Below are 21,325 nucleotides of genomic sequence, written 5' to 3'. Positions count from 1 at the left end.
ATTAAAGTTTGATGTAATCGCCATAGTTTTAATGCGCTAATTCAATGGAGATTGTCTTGACCCTAAATGAAATTACCCTGACTGAAAGCACGCTCAGTGACTTAAAGGCCGTTGAATATCAATGGGTAAGAACAATGTATGTGGAAGGTTACCGTCGTGATGAGATCAATCACTACATTCAAACCTGTTTTGGTGGTGATGGGGTATTTGCTGATTTATTCCAAAAAGTCGCATTAGAGCAAGAAAGCCTATATGTCTTGCTCCAATACGTGGGGTGTGCACCTTCTAGTCGAGAGCTGAATCTCTAGCCACCGTAAGCGATGATGGAGAGCGTTTAAGGATCACATCCACTTCCGTCGTCGCATAAGGCTTATCAATTTTTTGCTTCACATCTTCGACAAAGCGCTCATAGCTCTTAAATGTCATCGATTCTCTTTTCGGGTCAACATAAATACTCACCCACGTTTTTCGACCAAGCTTAGCGATAAAAATGTCGACCAGTTCAATTTCATACTCTTGCGCAAGACCACGTAAACCACGATAAATAGGCTTGGTATGCTCTATCGGTGGTGTGGCAAGGGTTAGCTCGCGCATGCCATTTTTAATGAGCTTAATTGGGTCACCAATAAAGGCCAAGCTAAACAGTACAACCAAGATTTGATCGATATAACGGTCAACAAACCCCAGCGCCGTGCCTTGCAGTAGCAACACCAGTATCAATGCTACCCCAATTGCCCCGGATATTACCCCATTAATGAACCAGGCGTTCTTTTCCGCTTTTAGTATGTCTGACCGAGACTGATTATATCCAACGTGGCAAACCCAATACATAAAGGCGCAAATCGCCACTGCTGGGAAAACATAAATGGCCATCAATGCGATTGCTGGTTCTCGTCCTCCAGCGAGTAATACTGGTATATTGCTGCCTACCGCGAAGGCGATCAAAATCAAAATCGTGATGCCTTTTATCACCACAATTAACGGTTCAAAAGCATAGTAGCCAATAGGATAGTGTCGGGAAGTGCCGGATTGAGCAAGTTGAGCAATACGCAACGAGGCAAAGGAAACGACCGCCGACAGCAAGTTGAAAGAAGCGTCTAAAAGAATGGCGCTCGACTCCGAGACTAATGCCATCACACCGCCCCATAACGCCAATATGCCCGCACCTACTGCCGAGCCAATCAACGCTTTGGATTCATCAATTTTAATCATCTGGTATTCCCTTTCACAGATAAACGTTGTTTATCCTTTATATTGTTAGATTATATAGGATTAACAAAGAATAAGTACTATCCAAACTTATAACACACGAATTTACAACTTCCTATGACAGCCTAAGCTGTTTGCTGCTTTTCTCTACAACAATTATTAATAATAACAATAGGTCACGACATCGTCAGTCGTTGCTACCGATAGACAACAACCGTGTTAAGAGGGAATGCGTGCAAGATAAAGACAATCAGACAATCGGGAAAACAGGCAAGCATATAGGTAGGCAGCGTATATCGCTATATCGCTATGTCGTTATATCGCTATCTAGAAAAATGCCTGAGCAAGCTCAGGCATTGGTTACAAAAACTGTTAATCGTGATAGTAAGGAATCCTGGTAACAGCCAGCTACGCGTAACACCAGTGTGCCTGCTTAACTAGTCGGCGGCCAAACCAATGTGACGTTAAGCAAAGCGAAATGGGCAGTCTTACGACCACCCTTTATCGTTATTATCCTTTAACACCACCGGAAGTAAGTCCCCCTACTAACCAGCGCTGTGCAAGCAAGAATACGATTGTGATAGGTAATGCTGACAATACCGCTGCTGCTGCAAAATCGCCCCACAGATAGTTCTGAGGATACAAGTACTGCTGCATACCTACCGCTAATGTGTACGAGTTTACATCAGAAAGCAGTAACGACGCTACTGGTACTTCACCGACAACCCCGATAAATGACAAGATGAACACCACCGCGAGAATTGGCACAGACAATGGCAATAGTACCAGCTTGAACGCCTGCCAAGGTGTCGCACCATCCAGTGCTGCCGCTTCTTCGAGTGAGTTGTCTATGGTCTCGAAGTAACCTTTAATCGTCCATACATGCAGAGCAATACCGCCCAAGTAAGAGAAGATTAAACCACCATGCGTATTCAAGCCAAGGAACGGAATATACTGACCTAACTTGTCAAATAGTGCATAAAGCGCCACCAGTGCTAACACGGCAGGGAACATTTGGAAGATCATCATCGCTTTCAAGATGGTGTTCTTACCCGAAAAACGCATACGAGCAAATGCGTAAGCCGATGTTGTCGACAGAGCAACAATCAAAATAGAGGTGATACCCGCTACTTTGATTGAGTTCCAAAGCCACAACAGCACAGGGAATGGCGGCGGTGTTACCGAACCATCGGCATTTTCAACCGCAATACCCAACGCCAGTTTCCAGTGCTCAAGCGACGGGTTATCTGGAATCAAACTACCTGATGCAAAGTTACCTTCACGGAACGAAATTGCTATGACCATCAACAAAGGGAAGATAATCATGGACAGGAATACCCAAAGCGCAATATGCGTTGCCCATACACGGTATTTTAAAGACTTACCTTGTACCATTGCCATTGTTCTATTCCTTAGTCTTGAGACAATTTAGTGAAACGTAGGTTGAGTAGCGCTAATCCGCCAACCAATAGGAAAATCAGTGTTGCAATCGCACTTGCCAGACCAAAGTCTTGACCACCTGAACCTTCAAACGCAATACGGTAGGTATAGCTCACCAATAGGTCGGTATAACCTGCTGGCTCAGAGGTGCCGATCATATTTGGACCACCTTGCGTTAACAATTGAATCATTACAAAGTTATTGAAGTTGAAAGCAAAGCTTGCAATCAATAGCGGCGTAAGCGGCTTGATCATCAACGGTACGGTAATACGAGTAAAGTTATGTAAGAAACCTGCGCCATCAATGGCTGACGCTTCATATAGATCGTCTGGAATCGCTTTAAGCAGACCCATACACAGGATCATCATGTAAGGGAAGCCTAGCCAGGTGTTCACTATCAGCACCATGGATTTCGCTAAAATTGGGTCTGAGAACCAATTCGGGCTAATACCGAATATAGACTCAAGCACCATGTTTATTTCACCAAAGCTTTGGTTAAACAAGCCCTTAAAGATCAGAATAGAGATAAAGGCAGGGACTGCGTAAGGCAAAATCAATAAGACTCGATAAATCGCACGGCCTTTTAGCGCTTCCCACTGCACAACACTGGCAAGGATAAGACCAATGATCAGTGTCAAGACCACCGTCAGTACCGAGAACACGACCGTCCAAATAAAGATACTAATAAATGGCTCTTTGATACCATCGTCTTTCCAGACTCGCTCAAAGTTGTGAGTACCGATATCAACCACAAAACCAGGCGATACCGTGCTACCCGTAAACTCGCCATTCGCATCAATAGGTTGATAGAAGCCGACTTCCATATTGGCTCTAAATATTTCACCCGTTTTGTTGTTAAGAAGATCCGTTGAACCTTCAATATGAGAATACAATGGCTGAACGGAAGCAAATTTGCGCAGACCACTCATGCGAATGTCTTCACCACTTGGCATATTCAGATCGAGCGTGTTAAGTATTGCACGGCTCTGAATAATCGCTTTGATTGCTTCTTTATCCCCTGTTTTTCCTTCGGATAGTTTTAGGTCATACTCTGCGGCCGGGTTAGCCATATCAAATTCAGGTGTGGCTAGTAGCTGCTCGCCATCTTTGACATAAATGATATGCCCATTCTTTGTCTTATGCAGGTCAAAAGAATAGCTATCACCACTTTGGAAGGTGCGCTGCGTTAATACGCTTTGCGTGCGTTCTAATGAAAGTTGGTTTTTAGCACTGTAGTTCGTAAAAGCGAGTCCGACGGTATACGCTAAAGGGAAAATAATGAACAAAATCATGCCCGCAATACCTGGGTAGATATAACGGTGTGCGTATGTTTTCTTACTGCCAAAGATGTAAAGTGCCAGAGCGGTGAGAATCACAGTAAGCAATGCAAAAGCAAGCTCTCCGCGCGAATACATAAGAATAGTAGCGTAGCCATTAAGGATACCGATCGAGCCCAGAGCTCCCCATTTAAGGAATACTTTCTTGCTGCTCGGCGTATCATTGGCTGGCGCTGACATGGCATCTGTACCTTGAACTGACTGCATAAAAGGACCTGCTAGCGATAAATCAAAAAATAGAAATGAAGGAGAGGTTGCCCCCTCCTTAAAAGGGTAGTACTAATTAACCATATAACCGTGAATTCAGTTACTTAGTCATTTGTTTTTCAGCGTCTACAACCGCTTCATTGACAGTCTGACGACCATCGACAACATTAACGATCGCGTTTTTAGCCGATGCCCAGAATGCACTCATCTGTGGCACGTTTGGCATGATTTCGCCGTTCATTGCGTTATCCATTGTTGCTGCAATGCGCGCATCTGAGTCGAGTTCTTTTTGGAAAGAAGTCAGCGCAACTGCACCTAATGGTTTGTCGTTGTTCACTTCACGCAGGCCGTCGTTAGTAAGTAGGTAGTTTTCTAGGAACTCTACTGCTAGGTCGCGGTTAGGTGACGCCGTGCTGATACCAGCCGTCAATACGCCAACGAAAGGTTTTGATGCTTGACCGTTAAATTTAGGCAGCGTTGCTACGCCATAGTTAATACCTGATTTTTCAACGTTTGCCCAAGACCAAGGACCATTGATGGTCATTGCTGTCTGACCTTGGTTAAATGCTGACTCTGATACTGAATAATCCATATCTGCTGAAATCACGCCTTTTTCAACCAATGATTTAACGAAAGTCAGTGCATCTTTCACGCCGTCTTGTGCAATACCAGCGTCTTTAACGTCATAGCCAGTACCCGTGTACTTAAAGGCATAGCCGCCATCGGCAGCCATTAATGGCCATGTGAAATACGGTTCTTTTAGGTTCCACATGATCGCTGACTTGCCTTCTTTAGCCAGCTTAGTATTTAGCGCTTCCACTTCTTCCCAAGTTTTTGGAGGGTTAGGCACTAAATCTTTGTTGTAAATAAGCGATAGTGATTCAACTGCAATTGGGTAACCAATCGTTTTGCCATCATATTGAACCGCATCCCAAGCGAAATCTACGATGCCAGCTTTGGTTTCTTTAGATGGTTTAACTTCTGCTAGAAGACCAGCATCCGCGTATTCACCAAAACGGTCGTGAGCCCAAAAAATGATGTCTGGACCATCACCAGTCGCGGCAACTTGTGGGAAACGACTCTCTAGACCATCTGGATGAGCGACAGTCACTTTAATACCTGTATCTTCTTCGAACTTCTTACCTACTTCAGCAAGTCCGTTATAGCCTTTATCACCATTAATCCAAATAGTGAGTTGTCCTTCTTCGATAGCAGCATTTGCACCAAAAGAACCAAGAGCAACCAGTGTGCCTAGTGCTACAGTACTAAGGGCTTTTTTCATGTGTATATCCTTTTTATAGTTTTGATAGCAGGGTTATCCAGAGGGTCGTCCAGAGGATTTCCTTAATTTCGACGAGTATCATCCGAAAAATACAGCAAGGTCTCATCATCCTAATCACTACGCCCTATCAAGTTGCAATGGTTTCCGTGATCTCTATCGGCTCCGACTATAGATCAACATCACAAAACATTCTCCTTTTGCGACTCATTTCACTATTGCAACGACGATTTTTTTGAACTAGATCTCATCAAGAGAATCTCCTCCCCAGCCCCCTACTCCCCTACTACTCCCCCTATAATTATTTCTTACGGGAGGATGTCTAGATTACGAGATTCAAGGAAACTGCAGTCATCCAAGAGTGGATGGTAAGAACCCTTTCCAGCAGCCTCATATAGGTTAAAGCCATATAGGTTAGAGCGCTGGTTTTACATCGCTGGCATCGTTAAGTAGACCCAGGTTGAAATGCAATAAGTAATTTAGTTTACGGGGGAGGCATTCAGTCTGAGTCGGGGGATACTGACGACTTATTAGCGTTGAGGGTGGCGTTATCGTACGACGCCACCCCTTTTTCTTTCCATCAGGGACTTTGAGCAATAAAACGAAGCATTGCATTATTCTGTGGCAACACAAAATTTCCCACACTCACTGACCAATTTCCTATTATTAGCGGTTCAATTATCTCTATAATGACCTAAGCAAAAAGAAATAAAACGAATCGAGGACGAGCTACATGGCGAGTGTCACGTTAAAAAATGTTAGTAAAGCGTACGGCGACGTACTGATCTCCAAAAACATCGACCTAAAAATCAACGAAGGTGAATTTGTTGTTTTTGTTGGACCGTCTGGCTGTGGTAAATCAACGCTACTACGTTGCATTGCAGGCTTGGAAGACATCACGTCCGGTGATTTGTATATTGGTGACGAGCGCATGAATGACGTTGAACCGTCCAAGCGTGGCGTTGGTATGGTGTTCCAATCTTATGCGCTTTATCCTCACTTAAATCTTTATGACAACATGTCTTTCGGTCTTAAATTGGCCAAAGCTGACAAAGCTGAGATTGATCGTCGTGTCGAGCACGCAGCTGAAATCCTTCAACTTGGTCACCTTTTAGAGCGCCAGCCTAAGGCACTGTCTGGTGGGCAACGTCAACGTGTCGCCATCGGCCGAACTTTGGTGTCTCAACCGAACCTATTCTTACTCGACGAACCGCTATCCAACCTAGATGCGGCACTTCGAGTCAATATGCGTGCGCAAATCACTAAGCTACAACGCCAACTTGGTTGCACCATGATTTATGTGACACACGATCAAGTAGAAGCGATGACCATGGCGGATAAGATTGTGGTGTTGGACGCTGGTTGGGTATCTCAAGTTGGTAAGCCTTTAGAATTGTATCACTACCCTGAAAACCGTTTTGTCGCTGGCTTCATTGGCTCGCCAAAAATGAATTTCATGAGCGTATTCATTGACGATGTTGAACCAGAGCGAGTAAAAGTTCAGCTATCTGACGGTGATTCCTTCTGGATTCCCGTTGATGGTACAACGGTTAACCGTGGTGATCGCATGTCACTTGGTATTCGCCCTGAGCATCTTCTTCTCGCGGATGAAGCTGACGCCAAAGTTGAAGGGGAAGTGATGATCGTTGAAAAACTTGGCAACGAAACTCAAGTCTATCTTAATCTTGAAAGCGCAGACGCGGACGTCATCTTCCGTCAACCTGATACGCTATCTGTTGAAACAGGCGATAGATTCGCTATCGGTATTCCTGCGCATCGCTGTCACCTCTTCCATAGTGATGGTCGTGCGTGTCGCCGTTTGTATAAAGAAGCGGGTGTATAAGCCGATCATAAGTACCCTATATGGCACATTTGCTGGTTAGCCCGTCCTTCCTAGAAGTGACGGGCTTTTAGTTTGCAGTAACGTACACCAGGCAAGTCTCGGTAATTACCCACGCCTTATTAGTATCCAGATCGACTAACTCTAGCGGGAACAGCTTCTTATCTAGGCCATAGCTCGCAAACCCTCCGTTAATATTGACGGCTATAGTAGAACCAGACTGCGTCGTCATCACCAATTCACCAGCGCTTTGTTTACGCTCAATCACGACCTGAATGTACTCATTAAGTACCTGACAGCGAATAGGCAATTTCACAGCACCGCTTCCACTCATTGGTATACTGATGAAAAAAACGACGCTAAGCGCCGTTTTTATTACTATCGATAATTTCATACCTTAGTTTTGTTTTATATACACTGCGTTGTGGTCACCATTAGCAATAAAGACGCCCGCATAATCACCCGTTGTTTGGGAAATATAAACACCAGATGTGTTATTAAACTTGTTACCATTATCATTGTCGTTAGCGTTGATAAATGACACCTCAGCTAAAGAATTACTGTGCCCTGCTTTCTGCAAGATATAAACTTCATTGTCGTCACTATTGCCTTTCATTCCGACATTAGCGACAAAGTTGGACCCTCTTTGATCAATATCGACGTCATTATCGTCACTACGATTTCTCATCGCTACACGCGCTTGGTTACTCGAACCTTTCTGAAGAATTTCAACGTCGTTACCATCGCTTCCTTGAGCGGCCAATACCCACGCTCTACTGTCATCGTTTTGAATGATTTCTACGTCATTGTCATGACTACCACCAAACGCTTGCACTAATGCCCGGTTATCATAACGATCTTGTTTGATTTCCACGTTATTATCATTTCCGCTTCCTGTCATATCGACAACCGCTCGGTTTTTGTCACCAGAAGGGACGACACCTTGAACAATAGATACATCCCCGTAATCACCACCGTTCATCAATACTAAAGCGGCGTTATCGTTGGCACCTTGAACGAGGCTATAACTGTCTACTGCCGAAGTAATATTGACCCCAGTGACACCTGGCACTGTAGGTAATGGGCCGGGTCCTGCCACGACAGCAGAAGAAGCTAGAGCTACACTAATCACTAACGCTAATCTTTTCATAATATCAACCTTCTTTCCTTTAAGTTTCCATGTCGACTGTGCTTCATATGAAGCGTTTTTTACTACCCAAACTAAAAACCGCGCGTCAATTAGATTGGTCTACGTAAATATGTAAAGCGCTTGATGTTTCAAGGAGGAATAAATCCCCTCCATCTTGGGAAACTCCCAAATTAATACCTCCCGTCCCTGAAACGATCGCCAGATTATTATCATTGCTCTGCTCAATACTCGCTTTATTTGCAGTATTAAATGCATTCAATTGTCCTATCATGGCAACATTATTATCTCCCTCTTGAACAATCAGAGCTTCATTGTTCATTCCTAGCTGCCCAATCAGAGCAGTATTACCCTGACCATCTTGTTGAACAAAAGCCGTGTTGAGGACTCCTTTTTGACCAATAAGAACGGTGTTATTACTATTACTAACAGACAGCTTCACTTTGTTACCGCTAAAGTTACCTACTCCCTCCTGGGCTATCTCCACACGAGCAAAATCGGCGTCGGTTATGTTTACTTCTGCATAATTATCAATGTCATAAGCATTTCTTAGGTCGGTGTAATCACTCACAATATCTTGGCTTAATTCATGCAAAAACCCGCTTCGTAATTCGACCGTTCCATTGGGCGCAATCATCGTCTCAGATAGGCATAATGGAGATATCGCGATGAGCGCCGCCGAAAGCGCTACGTTCATCGGCAACACCCTAAATGTGTTCAATCTCATCCCTTTGAGCATACTTCCACCACTTCGGTGAGTATAAAAACACCTTCCAAATCGTTCGCATCAGTCAATGAAACACAACAAATCTCGGTGGCGTTCATTAGCACGTTGTGAACTGACTAATAAATAAAATCATTTGAAAGAACTTTCCTAGCTTTAGAAATAATAATCACAGAGATAATTCCAGACCATAAACTTATAGCCATTTATACCAATTTTAGCCCATCAAGTTTGCGTAACTTTTTGTTGGTAATTAACCACATAAGTATGAGTGAAAATATGATAAAACTAATACTAGAGTTTATTTTTTATTACTGATATGAACGCTATTATTCAACTAAGTTCTCAGCAGAGAATGACTCACTTTTGAAATGGATTTTGACTGGGAGTGTTTTAACAATGTTATCTAGTAGAAAGTTACACAGAATTGTCGTTGCCGGGCTAATGCTGTTGAGCATTTCAATCTTCAACGTCGATGCGAGCTCTGAAGTCGATAATGTCGAGACTACCCGAAATTCTGGAAGCGAGGCAGACAAACTACGCACGCCGTTCACTAATTTCAATGAAGTTAGCGGTGTCATCGTTGACAGAACGATGACTCGTTTGGGAGAAGACTTTTATTTTTTCTTTTCCCAAAAGGTCAATGACAAATATCCAAACCTTGAAGAAAACTTAACTGTGAAAGAGATTCCGACAGCATTGTCCGGCAGTATCATAGAAGTTTATCACTCGAGGAAAGCGATATTCAGAACGGCATTGTCCCCCGGTAGACAACAAGCAAAAGAGCGCGCAGATGATGCCCTACGTGTCGTCGGTAATTACATCATACGCTGGCAAGCAGAGCGTCTTTTTATGGACACTTACGATCTCGATCACGATGAATTTTAGGATGGCAAGGATGACAAACCTAACGCACAATTTTTCGCTGGCAGCTGTGCTGCTCTATTCTTCAGCATTACTCGGAAGCGAGCTTGTTTACACCCCAGTAAACCCAAGCTTTGGTGGCAACCCACTCAATAGCTCCCATCTGTTCGCACATGCAAGCGCGATAAACGATTATGAAGGGCCAAGTTCAGGAAACTTCGACTTTGATGAAGAATCTGCCGTAGACAGACTTGCTGCGAGCTTAGAATCTCGTCTAATCAGCCAGTTTCTAGCGGATATTTCTGACGGAACCACGTCATCAGGAACGCTGGAAACAACCGACTATATTTTGAACGTAGCGCAAGACAGCGGCGGCAATGGCTTGATCGTAAGAATAGAAGACAAGATCACAGGTGAAACATCGACGATTCAGCTAGGAACATCGCTAGCAATACAATAAAACATAAGACAAGGATTGTGTTATGAGACACTTATTATCATTATTCGCTGCCCTAGTCGTCTCTGGCTGCGCGACATCACTCGATATACCCGACACCTCGGCAGAGCCGATACTCATGCCCCGCGGTGCAACTTATACGGATTTAATTTCACTGCCAAAACCTGCAGGAAAAATTCTTGTCTCAGTTTACGATTTCAGAGATCAAACCGGGCAATATAAACCCCAGCCAAACAGTAATTTCTCTACTGCGGTTCCTCAAGGAGGGACTTCCTTACTGACGACATCATTGCTTGATTCTCAATGGTTCATTCCTTTAGAGCGTGAAGGCTTACAAAACCTACTAACCGAACGTAAAATCATTCGTGCCGCTCAGAAAAAAGATAAAGTCATTTCTAATCACGGTGCAGATTTGTCTTCTTTGAATTCCGCTAACGTTGTCATTGAAGGGGGAATTGTTGCCTACGATTCAAATATCCGTACGGGTGGTGTTGGAGCGAAATATTTAGGCATTGGTGCATCAGGACAATATAGAACCGACCAAGTAACCGTAAATCTTCGTGCCGTTGATGTGAGAAGCGGTCAAGTATTACTGAGTATCACGACGTCTAAGACGATTTCCTCTCACGAAATTGGATTGGGCGCTTTCCGCTTCATTGATTACAAAGAGCTGTTAGAAGTTGAGATGGGATACAGTAATAACGAACCCGTTAACATTGCCATTATGTCAGCAATTGATGCGGCCGTGATTCATCTCATCATTAAAGGAATGGAACGTGGTATGTGGTCTTCAAATGACCCAGAGGCAGACACGAATCCAATTATTGCTAAATATTCAAATGCCACAACTGAAATACTGTGATCTCAAAACAGATAGTGTTTATTAACAGATAGTTTTTATTAACAAATAGTGTTTATTAACAAATAGGGCTATGCGGAAAATGGATATTACCCGTAGCCCTATTTTTTTACCCTCGCTCATGGCGACTTTTCCAGAATATCAATGACGCACTAAGACTGATTAACAGCGAATCCTACGGCAAAGAGCCAGCTTGTCACGGCTAACATCAGCATTGGCAGATAAACCATAGGATGATAAGAGTAATGATACGCGATACAGACACAGACCGCACTCAAGGCATTGAAGCACCAAGTTAACGACCGTTTTGATTGGAAACCGCCCAACACGGCTGGTGCGCAAAGTACGCTGAAACAAATCATCGCTACCGCAACATCCTGTTCCATCATGATGCGAGTAACTCCGCGATTAATGCATCGAGTTCCTCAAAACTATTAAGCCGATGCAACACTACTTGCTTATTGCCATTAACGACAATCGTAGGTGTGGCATTAATACGATAAGCTTTCACTAGCCGATTAAAATCCTCTACTTGATCGTTTACTGACTGACAACGACTTTCAAATTTGTCTTGCTGTACACCACACGTGTCAAGAACCTCAACAAAATCTTCTCTGTACTGAGGGGCGTGATTAGCGCGAAAATGAATTCTGTGAATCAATTCCTCAATAAATGATTGCTCTAGCCCCTGCTCTTTGGCAACAATAAATGCCTCTTGCACATCGCGCCCAACCGGGCCGACACCTACAATAATTTCCCTAAAAGTCGCATTGTGTTGTTTTACAATTTGCATAATAGGGCCGTGAACCATGGCACAAGGTCCGCAAAATGGGGAGTGGAATAGCATAACCTGAGGCTCAATGCTTGGGGCATGCGTTAAAGTAAGGTAGTGCTGTCCCGCTTTATACGGCGATGCTACAGCAGAAAATTGAACGAGGGTAAATACCATCAAAGTAAACAGGGATTTCATTGGTAATCTCTAGCTAAAAACCTGAGCGCTACCATAACGAAACATTAATTACTGATAAATTCTAAAATATGTAGAGATAAGAAGGGGAAACTTAAAAAACGATAGAAGAGAGTTACCTCTCTTCAATTTACATCATTCACATGGTGTTCGCTTTACGCCAAAATCATCGCCATTTAAACAAACTCGTTAGATGCGATATTATTTTTTGCCCATAGCAACGCCTGAAGGCGATTCTTTACTTTTATTTTCTTAAAGGTGTTGTGCAGATGTGCTTTCACTGTGTTTTCACTAACGAACAACGAATCTGCGATCTGCGTATTAGACGCCCCATCACCCAGCAACTTAATAATTTGTTGTTCGCGTTTAGTTAACTTCGAATAATAAGGACTGGTTTTTGCGCATTGGCGGCCACGATAAAACTTGATGTACTCAAACACCAGTTTGCGACTCATCCACATTTCACCACGTAAGATACACTCGAAACCCGTCACTAATTTATCGAGATTATCGGTTGAATAAAATATCCCCACTAAATGCTGCCATTTCAGCATATCGGCATGAGAAAGGTCTGGTGATGTATTAATCAGCACTTCTTGTACGTCAGCACCAAGGGTTTCACGGAGATCCTGATACCTCTCTATGTGTTTATCCGTGATTGCCTGATGATCAACAATCACGACATCAAAATTGTATTGTTTTAAGCTAAGCTTACAACTACTTAATCGCTCTGGAGAGACGAGCTTGATGTGAAGATCAACCTTCTGCTCAATCGAGTCTTTAAGTAAGCTTGACTGTAGATTATTTTCCGCCAACAAGATCGCTTGTCGGGTCTCAACTTCTACGGTCGACATAGCATACTCCCTGCCTGTGTAGGTTCCTAAAATTAACCCTAAAGTTAACCTCTTATTTACATCCGTCAAGTGTCGCCTTTGAGACATTATGACCACCGCCAGTGATAACAATATTATTATCATAAGGTTAGATGTTACGTCTCAGGAGTGAGACGATAGAAGCTTATTAAGTAATCTGTCCATTTTTTGTGACAAAGGTATAAGTACAACGTTTAATGGCATCGGTTCATATTGAAAGGAATTGAGCCGCGGTGTCGTAGATAACACCGCGTGGATAGACGATAATATTAATCAGATGACTTAGTGTAGTGGCGCTGCATTCTTTTCGCTAAACTTACCGAAGTACTGCTCTAATATTTCAGGCGTCAATTTACCTTCCGCTTCTAATTGTTTTAGCTTTTGTGCAATTTCACGTTGCTCTTCAATTGAAGGTAGAGAGACTTCTGGCTCACCTTCTGTCTGAGTAGACATCGCCTCTAACTCTTTCTCAAAATCACTCATAACCGATTACCTTTCCTAATTATACCAATATAAAGTTTCATCAATACGATGTTTAACATTTTGACTAGTTTACTGGTTTTGTAATAACGAGGCTAGCGACAAGTCTACGTCGCCCCTTTACGCTAACCAGTAAGTACGAGAAGTGTCCGAAAATGGCGACTGCTGTCATGAACGCTTCGCACAACACTCGCGCATAAAACGCACTACTTACGCCAGCAATTCGTACATACTTCACCCAAACGTCAACCTATTATGACTGATGCATATTCTCTGCTATAGATTCATTCAAAGGGGATTGAACAATCCTCTCTAACGCCCTACATTATCGGGTATCGCAAATTCGACAAACGTCATAACTAGCTTGACAAAACAATGACATAACAGATGGAACTTTGTGACCCGTAGCGCCTCTACTTAATACGTCTAGATGATTTATATATAAGCCCGTTATGTCATTTGTCGTGGCTAGCTATCGATAAGAAGGAAATAATACATGCCTATGCAAGCCTTTCAACAACTCCAAAGTTACCTTGAGTCCCAAGTCATCGGCCAAGAAGCGTTGGTAAAACAATTGCTCATCGCCCTACTCGCCGACGGGCATATTCTTGTTGAAGGACCACCAGGACTCGCAAAAACAAGGGCAGCAAAAGCGCTAGCTGATTGTATTGAAGGCAGCTTTCATCGTATCCAATTTACACCAGACTTACTGCCATCCGATCTAACTGGTACTGACATCTATCGCCCAGAAAGTGGCGAGTTCGAATTTAAAGCGGGCCCTATTTTCCATTCTTTACTGCTTGCGGATGAAGTCAACCGAGCACCTGCAAAAGTACAAGCTGCCATGCTTGAAGCAATGGCCGAGAAACAGATCAGTGTCGGGCAAACCACTTACCCATTACCAGAACTCTTTTTAGTCATGGCGACACAAAACCCAATTGAACAAGAAGGCACTTATCCTCTGCCAGAGGCACAGTTAGACCGTTTTCTAATGCATCTTGATGTCGATTACCCAGATGCAGAGAGCGAGTTAGCCATCCTCAAGCTCAATCGTGGCGAGGCACTTGGACATACCGTGCAACCACAACAAGCCATTTCACAATCGGATATTTTCAAGGCTCGCCAGCAAGTTCTCTCTATTCATATGGCAGACACTATTGAACGCTATATCGTTCGACTGATTATCGCGACTCGTCAGCCCGCTCAATACAGCGACAAATTAGCAAAATGGCTAGAAATGGGCGTGAGCCCACGAGCCACAATCGCATTAGATAGAGCAAGCCGTGCCCATGCTTGGTTAGCCGGGCGAGACTTCGTTAGCCCAGAAGATGTGCATGCCGTTATTTACCCTGTGCTGCGCCATCGCTTACTGCTCAGCTATCACGCACAAGCAGAAGGGATCACTAAGCAATGATGTGGTGGACGAGCTTCTTAGCACTGTTGCTTCTGCGTAACGAACATTTAGGCGGTATGCAGTTATGTTTTTTCGACGTCAATCTAACCAAGTAAATCCTTTACAGCAAGCGATTGAGCAAGGGCACTTACCTACCTGTAACGGTGTTAGCCTAACCGTAGACGAACTTGCCTTTTACCAAACTCATGGCAAGCGATGGCAACCATCAAGCAAAAAGTTTATGGTCACAGCTTAACGGCGCACATTTAAGCCCCCGCAAAGGGCGTGGTATGACTTTTTCTGAAGTCCGTCAATATCAAGCAGGCGATGATGTGAGGCAAATAGACTGGCGGGTTACAGCGCGCACAGGCAAGGTTCACACCAAACTGTTTTCCGAAGAACGAGAGCGACCCGTTGTCTTGTTTCTTGATCTCACACCGAGTCTATTCAGTGGCACCAAACTGCTCCTTAAATCTGTTCAGCTGTGCCATTTAGCTAGCCTTTTGTGTTGGGTCGCCGTTGCGAATAAAGACCGTGTCGGGGCAGTAATTCGTACTCAGGATCGGCTTATTGAATTACGACCTTCTGCATCAAAAGGCGCGGTTTTCCAACTTCTTAACGCTATCGTTTCTGCGCACAACCACCAGCTAGAGCCTAATACGAGCACGTCTGCTGAGCAGCACCTCACCTTCGCGCAGCAAAAGCCAAGCGAAGTAAAAACGCAGGCGTTTGATGCGCTAAGCAATCTTTGCAGAAAAGGTAGTGAGGTTGTGCTTATCAGTGATTTCTCTACCGCGACAACCCAGGATTTTGACACCGTTAAACGCCTTTCTCAGCACAATCGAGTGCGAGCGATTCAAATATATGATCCACTCGAAATGGCCGAATGCAACGGCAAAGGGCTACAACGCGTTCAAGGTAAAGCCGATGAAATGACACTAAACATGAGTAGCGATCGCACTCGTTCTGCTATCAAACAAGCGTATCTCAACCATCACAGCCGCCTGCAATATGAGCTCGCATCGTTTGGGATACATTTATCGCAAATTTCCAGTGGTGCGCCACTCCTTCAACAAATTTTAGAACGCCAATCATGACCCAAGAAACTATATCGCACCCATTAGAATTAAGCTCCCTTACCCTACCGACGGCGCCATCATGGTGGCCACTTGGGCCGGGATGGTGGATATCAGGATTAATCCTCATTTTCATTATCGTCTGTTCGCTATTTTGGTACCGACGCAACAAACAGAAAACGCGAGCTAAACGTGCAGCACTTAATTTATTTAAGATAGAGCGCCACAATTTAACCCCTTCTTCCGCCATAGAGGTCGTCCGACAAGCGGCGCTGAGTTACTACCCAAGGCAAGATATTGCGAAGTTGAGTGGACAGAGCTGGTATCAATTCTTAGATTCACAATTGGCGGAGGACATCTTTTCTCCCAACCAAGCACTGTGGAATCAGGCGCTTTACTGCTCGCAACATGCTTATAGCTCCCCTCGCGCTCAAACGCTCAATGGCGGAGCAAATACTGATGTCAAAGAGCAAGTTCAAGAGGAAAACAACGCCCTGCCGACGGTCTCGCATCCAAGCTTGGAAGGTCATACTTTAATCGCAGACTGTGAGCGTTGGATTCAACAAGCACTACCGCCAAAGCGGAAATATCGCAATTGGAATAGGGGGTAGTCATGTCACTGTCATTTGAATGGTGGTGGATGTTTTTTCTTGCTCCGTTGCCCTATGTTGCTCATCGAATATTGACGCCGAATATCGCTTCCACCCGCGTCATCCTTCCGCATTTGACTGCACTTCCAGAGCAGGCTAATCGGATGGAAACTGTCAGTAAAGTTTTGGCAATTAGCGCATGGTTACTGCTCGTAATCGCCAGCGCTCGGCCTGTTTGGTTTGGAGAACCCATTGAGATCCAGCCCAAACATCGAGACATGATGTTGGTTATCGATCTTTCTTACTCAATGAGTAAAGAAGACATGGCTTATCAAGGTGAATACATAGACCGACTTACGACGGTAAAACACGTCGTCTCTGACTTTGTCGATAAGCGCAAAGGGGATCGTATTGGGTTGGTTTATTTTGCTGACCATGCCTACCTGCAAACACCGCTAACGTTTGATAAAGAAACCATTAAGCGTCAACTGGATCAGACTGTATTGAAGTTAATCGGTACACAAACCGCAATTGGCGAGGGGATTGGGCTGGCGACAAAAACCTTTATCGACGGTAATGCTCCGCAACGTGTGATGATCTTACTCAGCGACGGCAGTAACAACGCTGGCGTTATCGACCCCATTAAAGCAGCGGAAATTGCAAAAAAATACCAGACAACGATCTACACCATCGGTGTTGGTGCTTAGGTGAAATGCAGGTGAAAGACTTTTTCATGACTCGAACGGTAAATACCGCCGAAGATTTAGATGAAGAAACGCTAACTCAAATCGCAACCATGACTGGCGGCGAGTATTTTCGAGCCAGAAACGCACAAGATCTTAGCAAAATTTACGACACGATTAACGCACTGCAACCGATCACTCAAGCGTCTCAAAGTTGGCGACCTCAAACCGAATGGTTTTGGTTACCGACTTTACTCGCACTGATGTTGCTGAGCGCGTTACTTTTCATTAGGAGAGACGATGTCTGACTTTATGTTCCTTTATCCTCAGGCTTTATGGTTACTGCTCCCTGCAATCATAGGTTTAGCCTTGTTAAGTTGGTTAAAACGCAGTGGGCAAGCGAACGCGTTGATGGCACCTCATTTAGCCGCTTATTTTACTCAAGCGAACTCAGGGCACTATTTACGTTTACCTGCGATTTCGGTACTGATCGTTATTGTCATCATTGCCATCGCCGGGCCGAGTTTTCAAAAACATGCCGTACCCGCCTCGCAAACTAACGACGCGAGAGTGTTGGTGCTGGATATGTCTCAATCTGTTTATGCTAATGACATAAAACCCAGTCGACTTGCTCAAATTAAATATAAAGCTCAAGACCTGTTACCGCTACTAAAACAAGGACAAACGGGGCTTATTGCTTATGCAGGTGACGCCTACACCCTGAGCCCTCTCACGACCGACTCCGCGACATTAAAAAACCTGATTCAGCATCTTTCGCCTGACATTATGCCTGTTCAAGGAGCTCGCGCTGATCTCGCGGTAGCGCAAGCCATCACCATGATGAAGCAAGGAGGGGTCAATCAAGGTGAGGTCATCCTATTTTCTGATGACCTAAGCGATCAAGAGCAATCCAATATTGAAGCGTTGTTAAGTGATGGTCCTTGGACCCTATCAGTGTTAGCTTTCGGGTCTAAAGCGGGTGCACCGATTCCGCTTCCAGATGGTTCATTATTAAAAAATAAAGCGGGAACAACCGTGGTTGCGAAGACCAACTTCCAAGCTCTAAAACAAGTCGCCAACATAAACGCTGGTCAGTTTAGCGCCTACCAAAGCAACAATGGTGATATTGAGCGGCTAGTCCGCACATCAATAAATCCCTCGTTTGATAACGAAATCCAGCTGGATGCCACTGAACAATCGGTCACCACTCATGTTAACAACGGGATTTGGTTACTGCCTTTCATCTTGTTACTCATGCTGCCTTTATTTAGAAAAGGATTGATCTTCACTCTGCCTCTATACTTTATCGTACTCGTTTCCACCCCCTCCCCAGTGGCGGCTTCCCCCATCGCTGGTTGGTTTAAAAATAGTGACCAGAATGCGTATGATGCCTTTCAAGACAAACGCTTCGAGCAAGCGGCGAACGAATTCACCGATGCGCAATGGCAAGGCGCAGCCAAATATGAAGCGGGTGACTACGCCGGGGCAATTCAAGCATGGCAATCACTCAATACGACTGAAGACATTAACAACTTGGCTCATGCGTACGCCCAAAATGGGGATTTTGAACACGCCATTTCAAGCTATGAAACCGTACTAGAACGGGAACCGAACAACCTCGCCGCACAGCGAGACTTAGCCACTGTTAAACAGGCGCAACAGCAACAGCAACAGCAACAGCAACAGCAACAGCAACAGCAACAAGATTCTGATTCGCCAGACCAGCAAGGGCAACCGGAACAGAACAGTAACAGCGCCAACAATGAAGAAAGCCACGCCGACGCTTCACAATCACAAAACAATCAAGGTTCCACGTCGCAAGCGGATTCTTCTTCGGCTAACTCTTCACAAGCCGAACCTTCAAAAGAAAATAGCATGGCCGATCGTCAACAAAAGCCGTCGTCAGCACAAGAAGCAAGCGAAGACAACGTGCCTAACAATACGCAAGGACAACAACCCAGCGATGAACAAAACCTAACGGATAAGCAAGACTCAACAGTCGACGTCCAGGCAGGGAAGAATGCCCAAGAAGCGGACACCAGCAGCGACACACAAAGTAATAATGCCATATCGCAGCACGATCAATTAGAGGCGTTGGAGCCAGAATTACGTCAACTCGAACAGGTAGAATCAGCGCGAGATCCGAGCCGCCTTATTCAAGCCCAAATGTTATTGCAAGCTCGAGATAGAGAACCACCTACTGCTCAAGGGAAAAACTGGTAATGAAAAACATGAATTTGCATCCTTTGCTCCTAGGCTTATTACTCACCTTGTGTGGGCTTATCAGCTTTCCCTCTTGGGCTTTAAACGTGACCGCTAGCGTTAATAAAACCAAAGTCAGTAAAGATGAAGTCATTCAACTGCGAGTGGTCGCCGACGAAAAACTCGATGGGAATAAGGTCTCTTTTGATGCGCTGAGCGGTGACTTCTATACTGGTCGCGCCAATTTTAGTTCTTCCGTTAACATTTTAAACGGCTCGCGAACGGACAGTAGTGTGTGGACTATTGCCATTGCACCACAACGGATAGGTAAAATTGTCATTCCAAGCTTTGATGTTAATGGGGTAAAAACGGCGCCAATCACCCTGTCTGTGACGATTGATGAACAAACGCCTACCACCGACGACATGATCGAGGTCAGAACACAAATCGGCACACAGCAGCTGTTTCCTAAAGAAAGTACCTTATTAGACGTGCGGATTATCGTTAAAGTAGACCCTCGCCTGTTACAAAACCCTGAACTAGTGCAACCTATCGCCAATGGCGTATCGTTAGACGCGATTGGAGAGCCAAAGCAATACCAAGCCGTATTAGACGGTGTCGATGTATTGATCATTGATCAACAATATCGAGTGACAGCGAAAGACGCTGGTGAGTTTACTCTTCAGGCCCCAACACTCAGTGGCGGAGTGCTCTATGGAAATAATCGGAGTGGGTCGACTAAAATACTCACTCTAAACCCAAAAGCACCGACACTTGCCATAACAGTGCATCCTATTCCTGAGAACTATCAAGGTATTTGGCTCCCCACTTCCAAACTTTCAATGACACAATCTTGGCAACGTGCTGATGGCAGCCTTGTGTCGTCTAATGACACTGAAATGGCGACAGGCGATGCGCTCACTCGAACCATCACATTAACTGCGATGGGATTGACGGCAAACCAGCTCCCTAACCTTTCGATAAAAAATCCAGACGCGTTTCGCGTCTATCCAGAAAAGCCGACCTTTACCGAAAATAGTGATGGTTCAGTCACCATGACCACCAAACAAGTATTAATTGCCAAACAAGCCGGGAATTATGAGTTACCCAAGATCATAGTGAATTGGTGGAATACCACCACGAACCTCGCTGACCAATCCACATCGCCCGGATTAACCGTTAGCGTGCAACAAAGCGATGAAGCCCCGATTTCATTTGCGCCACCAGATGTAGCGCCCCCTGCAGAAGTGGTCAAAGACGCTGGGCTTTGGCCATACCTCAGTGGCATTTTGGCGCTGCTTTGGCTATTTTCGACATTCATGTGGTACAGGGCAAGCAAACACGCACCACGTTCAAACGTTGAAACGCTGCAAACGGGCGACAGTCATTTGCCTATCAAGCAACGTTTAATACAAGCGATCAAAGATAACCAAACCATTGAGGCGCAGTCTGTCTTCCATATGTGGATTAAGTCGAACCAAGGTTTGTCGGCATCAACCGTGGCACAAATTCAAGTGCAGCTTACTGAGATGAGTCGCTTATCACTCACTAGCGAATTAGAGCGCAATGAATCGAGTTCTTGGGATTCAAGCCATGTGATCGGATTAATTGAAAGTGCAAGGTTAACCAAAGAAGGCCGTGAATTACCGCCGCTATAAGACTATTCAATCGGATTTAGTGGATGAATAATCCCGTAAGA

General features: G+C 44.6%; 21 protein-coding genes and 2 pseudogenes. 12 read left to right on the top strand and 11 right to left on the bottom strand.

Translation table 11 applies throughout. The features are described from left to right. The first annotated feature begins 56 nt into the window (after nt 1-56). Nucleotides 57-308 (top strand): hypothetical protein, encoded by a 252-nt coding sequence (locus tag AC0L66_RS21705; protein WP_265674105.1) that lies wholly within the window; start codon nt 57-59, stop codon nt 306-308. Here the strand turns inward: AC0L66_RS21705 and AC0L66_RS21700 are convergent. The 4 genes from AC0L66_RS21700 to malE form a co-directional block, all read right to left on the bottom strand. Beyond that, nucleotides 286-1,212: a cation efflux transmembrane domain-containing protein gene (locus AC0L66_RS21700; RefSeq protein WP_473569338.1), complete on the bottom strand. Its 927-nt coding sequence runs from the start codon at nt 1,210-1,212 to the stop codon at nt 286-288. The two genes, AC0L66_RS21705 and AC0L66_RS21700, sit on opposite strands and share 23 nt — an antisense overlap. A gap of 507 nt (nt 1,213-1,719) precedes the next feature. Then, entirely contained in the window at nt 1,720-2,610 is an 891-nt protein-coding gene (gene malG, locus AC0L66_RS21695) for a maltose ABC transporter permease MalG (protein ID WP_265674107.1), read from the bottom strand. Nucleotides 2,611-2,621: 11 nt separating this feature from the next. Then, nucleotides 2,622-4,193, bottom strand: a complete 1,572-nt coding sequence (malF, locus tag AC0L66_RS21690) for a maltose ABC transporter permease MalF (protein ID WP_265674108.1) — start codon at nt 4,191-4,193, stop codon at nt 2,622-2,624. A gap of 100 nt (nt 4,194-4,293) precedes the next feature. Continuing rightward, nucleotides 4,294-5,475, bottom strand: coding sequence for a maltose/maltodextrin ABC transporter substrate-binding protein MalE (gene malE, locus AC0L66_RS21685; RefSeq protein WP_265674109.1), 1,182 nt, complete (start codon nt 5,473-5,475; stop codon nt 4,294-4,296). Between the two features lie 730 nt (nt 5,476-6,205). On the opposite strand from malE, the gene malK reads away from it, so the two are divergent. Beyond that, nucleotides 6,206-7,315 carry a maltose/maltodextrin ABC transporter ATP-binding protein MalK gene (malK, locus tag AC0L66_RS21680; RefSeq protein WP_473569336.1) on the top strand — a complete coding sequence of 370 codons (1,110 nt, stop codon included), beginning with the start codon at nt 6,206-6,208 and terminating at the stop codon, nt 7,313-7,315. Nucleotides 7,316-7,382: 67 nt separating this feature from the next. Here the strand turns inward: malK and AC0L66_RS21675 are convergent, their stop codons facing one another. From AC0L66_RS21675 to AC0L66_RS21665, 3 genes are all read right to left on the bottom strand, one after another. Continuing rightward, on the bottom strand, nt 7,383-7,628 hold the full coding sequence (locus tag AC0L66_RS21675; protein WP_473569334.1) for a hypothetical protein: 246 nt from the start codon (nt 7,626-7,628) through the stop codon (nt 7,383-7,385). A gap of 81 nt (nt 7,629-7,709) precedes the next feature. Next, the gene (locus tag AC0L66_RS21670) at nt 7,710-8,462 is read right to left on the bottom strand and encodes a hypothetical protein (protein ID WP_473569332.1); all 753 of its coding nucleotides are present in this window, start codon (nt 8,460-8,462) and stop codon (nt 7,710-7,712) included. Between the two features lie 85 nt (nt 8,463-8,547). After that, nucleotides 8,548-9,156 (bottom strand): curlin subunit CsgB, encoded by a 609-nt coding sequence (locus AC0L66_RS21665; RefSeq protein WP_473569330.1) that lies wholly within the window; start codon nt 9,154-9,156, stop codon nt 8,548-8,550. Nucleotides 9,157-9,582: 426 nt separating this feature from the next. On the opposite strand from AC0L66_RS21665, the gene AC0L66_RS21660 reads away from it, so the two are divergent. Genes AC0L66_RS21660 through AC0L66_RS21650 form a run of 3 tightly spaced genes read left to right on the top strand, consistent with a single transcriptional unit; the run spans nt 9,583 to nt 11,366 of the window. Further along, on the top strand, nt 9,583-10,071 hold the full coding sequence (locus AC0L66_RS21660) for a curli production assembly/transport protein CsgE (RefSeq protein WP_473569329.1): 489 nt from the start codon (nt 9,583-9,585) through the stop codon (nt 10,069-10,071). A gap of 10 nt (nt 10,072-10,081) precedes the next feature. Further along, nucleotides 10,082-10,507, top strand: coding sequence for a curli assembly protein CsgF (locus tag AC0L66_RS21655; RefSeq protein ID WP_473569327.1), 426 nt, complete (start codon nt 10,082-10,084; stop codon nt 10,505-10,507). A 22-nt stretch (nt 10,508-10,529) separates the two neighbouring features. After that, nucleotides 10,530-11,366, top strand: coding sequence for a CsgG/HfaB family protein (locus AC0L66_RS21650; protein WP_473569325.1), 837 nt, complete (start codon nt 10,530-10,532; stop codon nt 11,364-11,366). Nucleotides 11,367-11,515: 149 nt separating this feature from the next. On the opposite strand, the gene AC0L66_RS21645 is transcribed toward AC0L66_RS21650, so the two are convergent. The 4 genes from AC0L66_RS21645 to AC0L66_RS21630 all read right to left on the bottom strand — a co-directional run bounded on the left by AC0L66_RS21645 (nt 11,516) and on the right by AC0L66_RS21630 (nt 13,685). Further along, nucleotides 11,516-11,752, bottom strand: a complete 237-nt coding sequence (locus tag AC0L66_RS21645; RefSeq protein ID WP_473569323.1) for a hypothetical protein — start codon at nt 11,750-11,752, stop codon at nt 11,516-11,518. Further along, the gene (locus tag AC0L66_RS21640) at nt 11,749-12,333 is read right to left on the bottom strand and encodes a thioredoxin domain-containing protein (protein ID WP_265674118.1); all 585 of its coding nucleotides are present in this window, start codon (nt 12,331-12,333) and stop codon (nt 11,749-11,751) included. The genes AC0L66_RS21645 and AC0L66_RS21640 overlap by 4 nt, the downstream gene beginning before the upstream one ends. Nucleotides 12,334-12,506: 173 nt before the next feature. Next, on the bottom strand, nt 12,507-13,184 hold the full coding sequence (locus tag AC0L66_RS21635; RefSeq protein WP_265674119.1) for a LuxR C-terminal-related transcriptional regulator: 678 nt from the start codon (nt 13,182-13,184) through the stop codon (nt 12,507-12,509). A 300-nt stretch (nt 13,185-13,484) separates the two neighbouring features. Continuing rightward, nucleotides 13,485-13,685, bottom strand: a complete 201-nt coding sequence (locus AC0L66_RS21630) for a restriction endonuclease subunit S (RefSeq protein ID WP_265674120.1) — start codon at nt 13,683-13,685, stop codon at nt 13,485-13,487. A gap of 493 nt (nt 13,686-14,178) precedes the next feature. Here AC0L66_RS21630 and AC0L66_RS21625 point away from each other — a divergent pair. From AC0L66_RS21625 to AC0L66_RS21595, 7 genes and pseudogenes are all read left to right on the top strand, one after another. After that, nucleotides 14,179-15,136: pseudogene (locus AC0L66_RS21625) on the top strand (AAA family ATPase). A 24-nt stretch (nt 15,137-15,160) separates the two neighbouring features. After that, on the top strand, nt 15,161-15,331 hold the full coding sequence (locus AC0L66_RS21620; RefSeq protein ID WP_473569321.1) for a hypothetical protein: 171 nt from the start codon (nt 15,161-15,163) through the stop codon (nt 15,329-15,331). A 34-nt stretch (nt 15,332-15,365) separates the two neighbouring features. Continuing rightward, nucleotides 15,366-16,172: a DUF58 domain-containing protein gene (locus AC0L66_RS21615; protein WP_473569319.1), complete on the top strand. Its 807-nt coding sequence runs from the start codon at nt 15,366-15,368 to the stop codon at nt 16,170-16,172. After that, a complete protein-coding gene (locus AC0L66_RS21610) occupies nt 16,169-16,762 on the top strand; it encodes a DUF4381 domain-containing protein (protein ID WP_473569317.1) in 594 nt (197 codons plus the stop codon). Before AC0L66_RS21615 ends, AC0L66_RS21610 begins: the two co-directional genes overlap by 4 nt. 2 nt (nt 16,763-16,764) lie before the next feature. Next, nucleotides 16,765-17,732 (top strand): annotated as a pseudogene (locus tag AC0L66_RS21605) (vWA domain-containing protein). Beyond that, complete coding sequence (locus AC0L66_RS21600; protein WP_473569315.1) at nt 17,725-19,647, top strand: VWA domain-containing protein; 1,923 nt, start codon at nt 17,725-17,727, stop codon at nt 19,645-19,647. Before AC0L66_RS21605 ends, AC0L66_RS21600 begins: the two are co-directional and overlap by 8 nt. Then, entirely contained in the window at nt 19,647-21,284 is a 1,638-nt protein-coding gene (locus AC0L66_RS21595) for a BatD family protein (protein ID WP_473569313.1), read from the top strand. Before AC0L66_RS21600 ends, AC0L66_RS21595 begins: the two co-directional genes overlap by 1 nt. Nucleotides 21,285-21,325 lie beyond the last annotated feature (41 nt).

This window comes from Vibrio sp. GJ43-1 (assembly GCF_055808835.1).
The sequence above is the reverse complement of the archived record's forward strand: the minus strand, read 5'-3'. Positions and strand labels throughout refer to the sequence as shown.

Coding starts and splice junctions, on each gene's coding strand:
- AC0L66_RS21700 (WP_473569338.1), bottom strand. CDS start 1,212: ATGATTAAAATTGATGAATCCAAAGCGTTGATTGGCTCGGCAGTAGGT.
- malG (WP_265674107.1), bottom strand. CDS start 2,610: ATGGCAATGGTACAAGGTAAGTCTTTAAAATACCGTGTATGGGCAACG.
- malF (WP_265674108.1), bottom strand. CDS start 4,193: ATGCAGTCAGTTCAAGGTACAGATGCCATGTCAGCGCCAGCCAATGAT.
- malE (WP_265674109.1), bottom strand. CDS start 5,475: ATGAAAAAAGCCCTTAGTACTGTAGCACTAGGCACACTGGTTGCTCTT.
- malK (WP_473569336.1), top strand. CDS start 6,206: ATGGCGAGTGTCACGTTAAAAAATGTTAGTAAAGCGTACGGCGACGTA.
- AC0L66_RS21670 (WP_473569332.1), bottom strand. CDS start 8,462: ATGAAAAGATTAGCGTTAGTGATTAGTGTAGCTCTAGCTTCTTCTGCT.
- AC0L66_RS21665 (WP_473569330.1), bottom strand. CDS start 9,156: ATGAACGTAGCGCTTTCGGCGGCGCTCATCGCGATATCTCCATTATGC.
- AC0L66_RS21660 (WP_473569329.1), top strand. CDS start 9,583: ATGTTATCTAGTAGAAAGTTACACAGAATTGTCGTTGCCGGGCTAATG.
- AC0L66_RS21655 (WP_473569327.1), top strand. CDS start 10,082: ATGACAAACCTAACGCACAATTTTTCGCTGGCAGCTGTGCTGCTCTAT.
- AC0L66_RS21650 (WP_473569325.1), top strand. CDS start 10,530: ATGAGACACTTATTATCATTATTCGCTGCCCTAGTCGTCTCTGGCTGC.
- AC0L66_RS21645 (WP_473569323.1), bottom strand. CDS start 11,752: ATGATGGAACAGGATGTTGCGGTAGCGATGATTTGTTTCAGCGTACTT.
- AC0L66_RS21640 (WP_265674118.1), bottom strand. CDS start 12,333: ATGAAATCCCTGTTTACTTTGATGGTATTTACCCTCGTTCAATTTTCT.
- AC0L66_RS21635 (WP_265674119.1), bottom strand. CDS start 13,184: ATGTCGACCGTAGAAGTTGAGACCCGACAAGCGATCTTGTTGGCGGAA.
- AC0L66_RS21630 (WP_265674120.1), bottom strand. CDS start 13,685: ATGAGTGATTTTGAGAAAGAGTTAGAGGCGATGTCTACTCAGACAGAA.
- AC0L66_RS21620 (WP_473569321.1), top strand. CDS start 15,161: ATGTTTTTTCGACGTCAATCTAACCAAGTAAATCCTTTACAGCAAGCG.
- AC0L66_RS21615 (WP_473569319.1), top strand. CDS start 15,366: ATGACTTTTTCTGAAGTCCGTCAATATCAAGCAGGCGATGATGTGAGG.
- AC0L66_RS21610 (WP_473569317.1), top strand. CDS start 16,169: ATGACCCAAGAAACTATATCGCACCCATTAGAATTAAGCTCCCTTACC.
- AC0L66_RS21600 (WP_473569315.1), top strand. CDS start 17,725: ATGTCTGACTTTATGTTCCTTTATCCTCAGGCTTTATGGTTACTGCTC.
- AC0L66_RS21595 (WP_473569313.1), top strand. CDS start 19,647: ATGAAAAACATGAATTTGCATCCTTTGCTCCTAGGCTTATTACTCACC.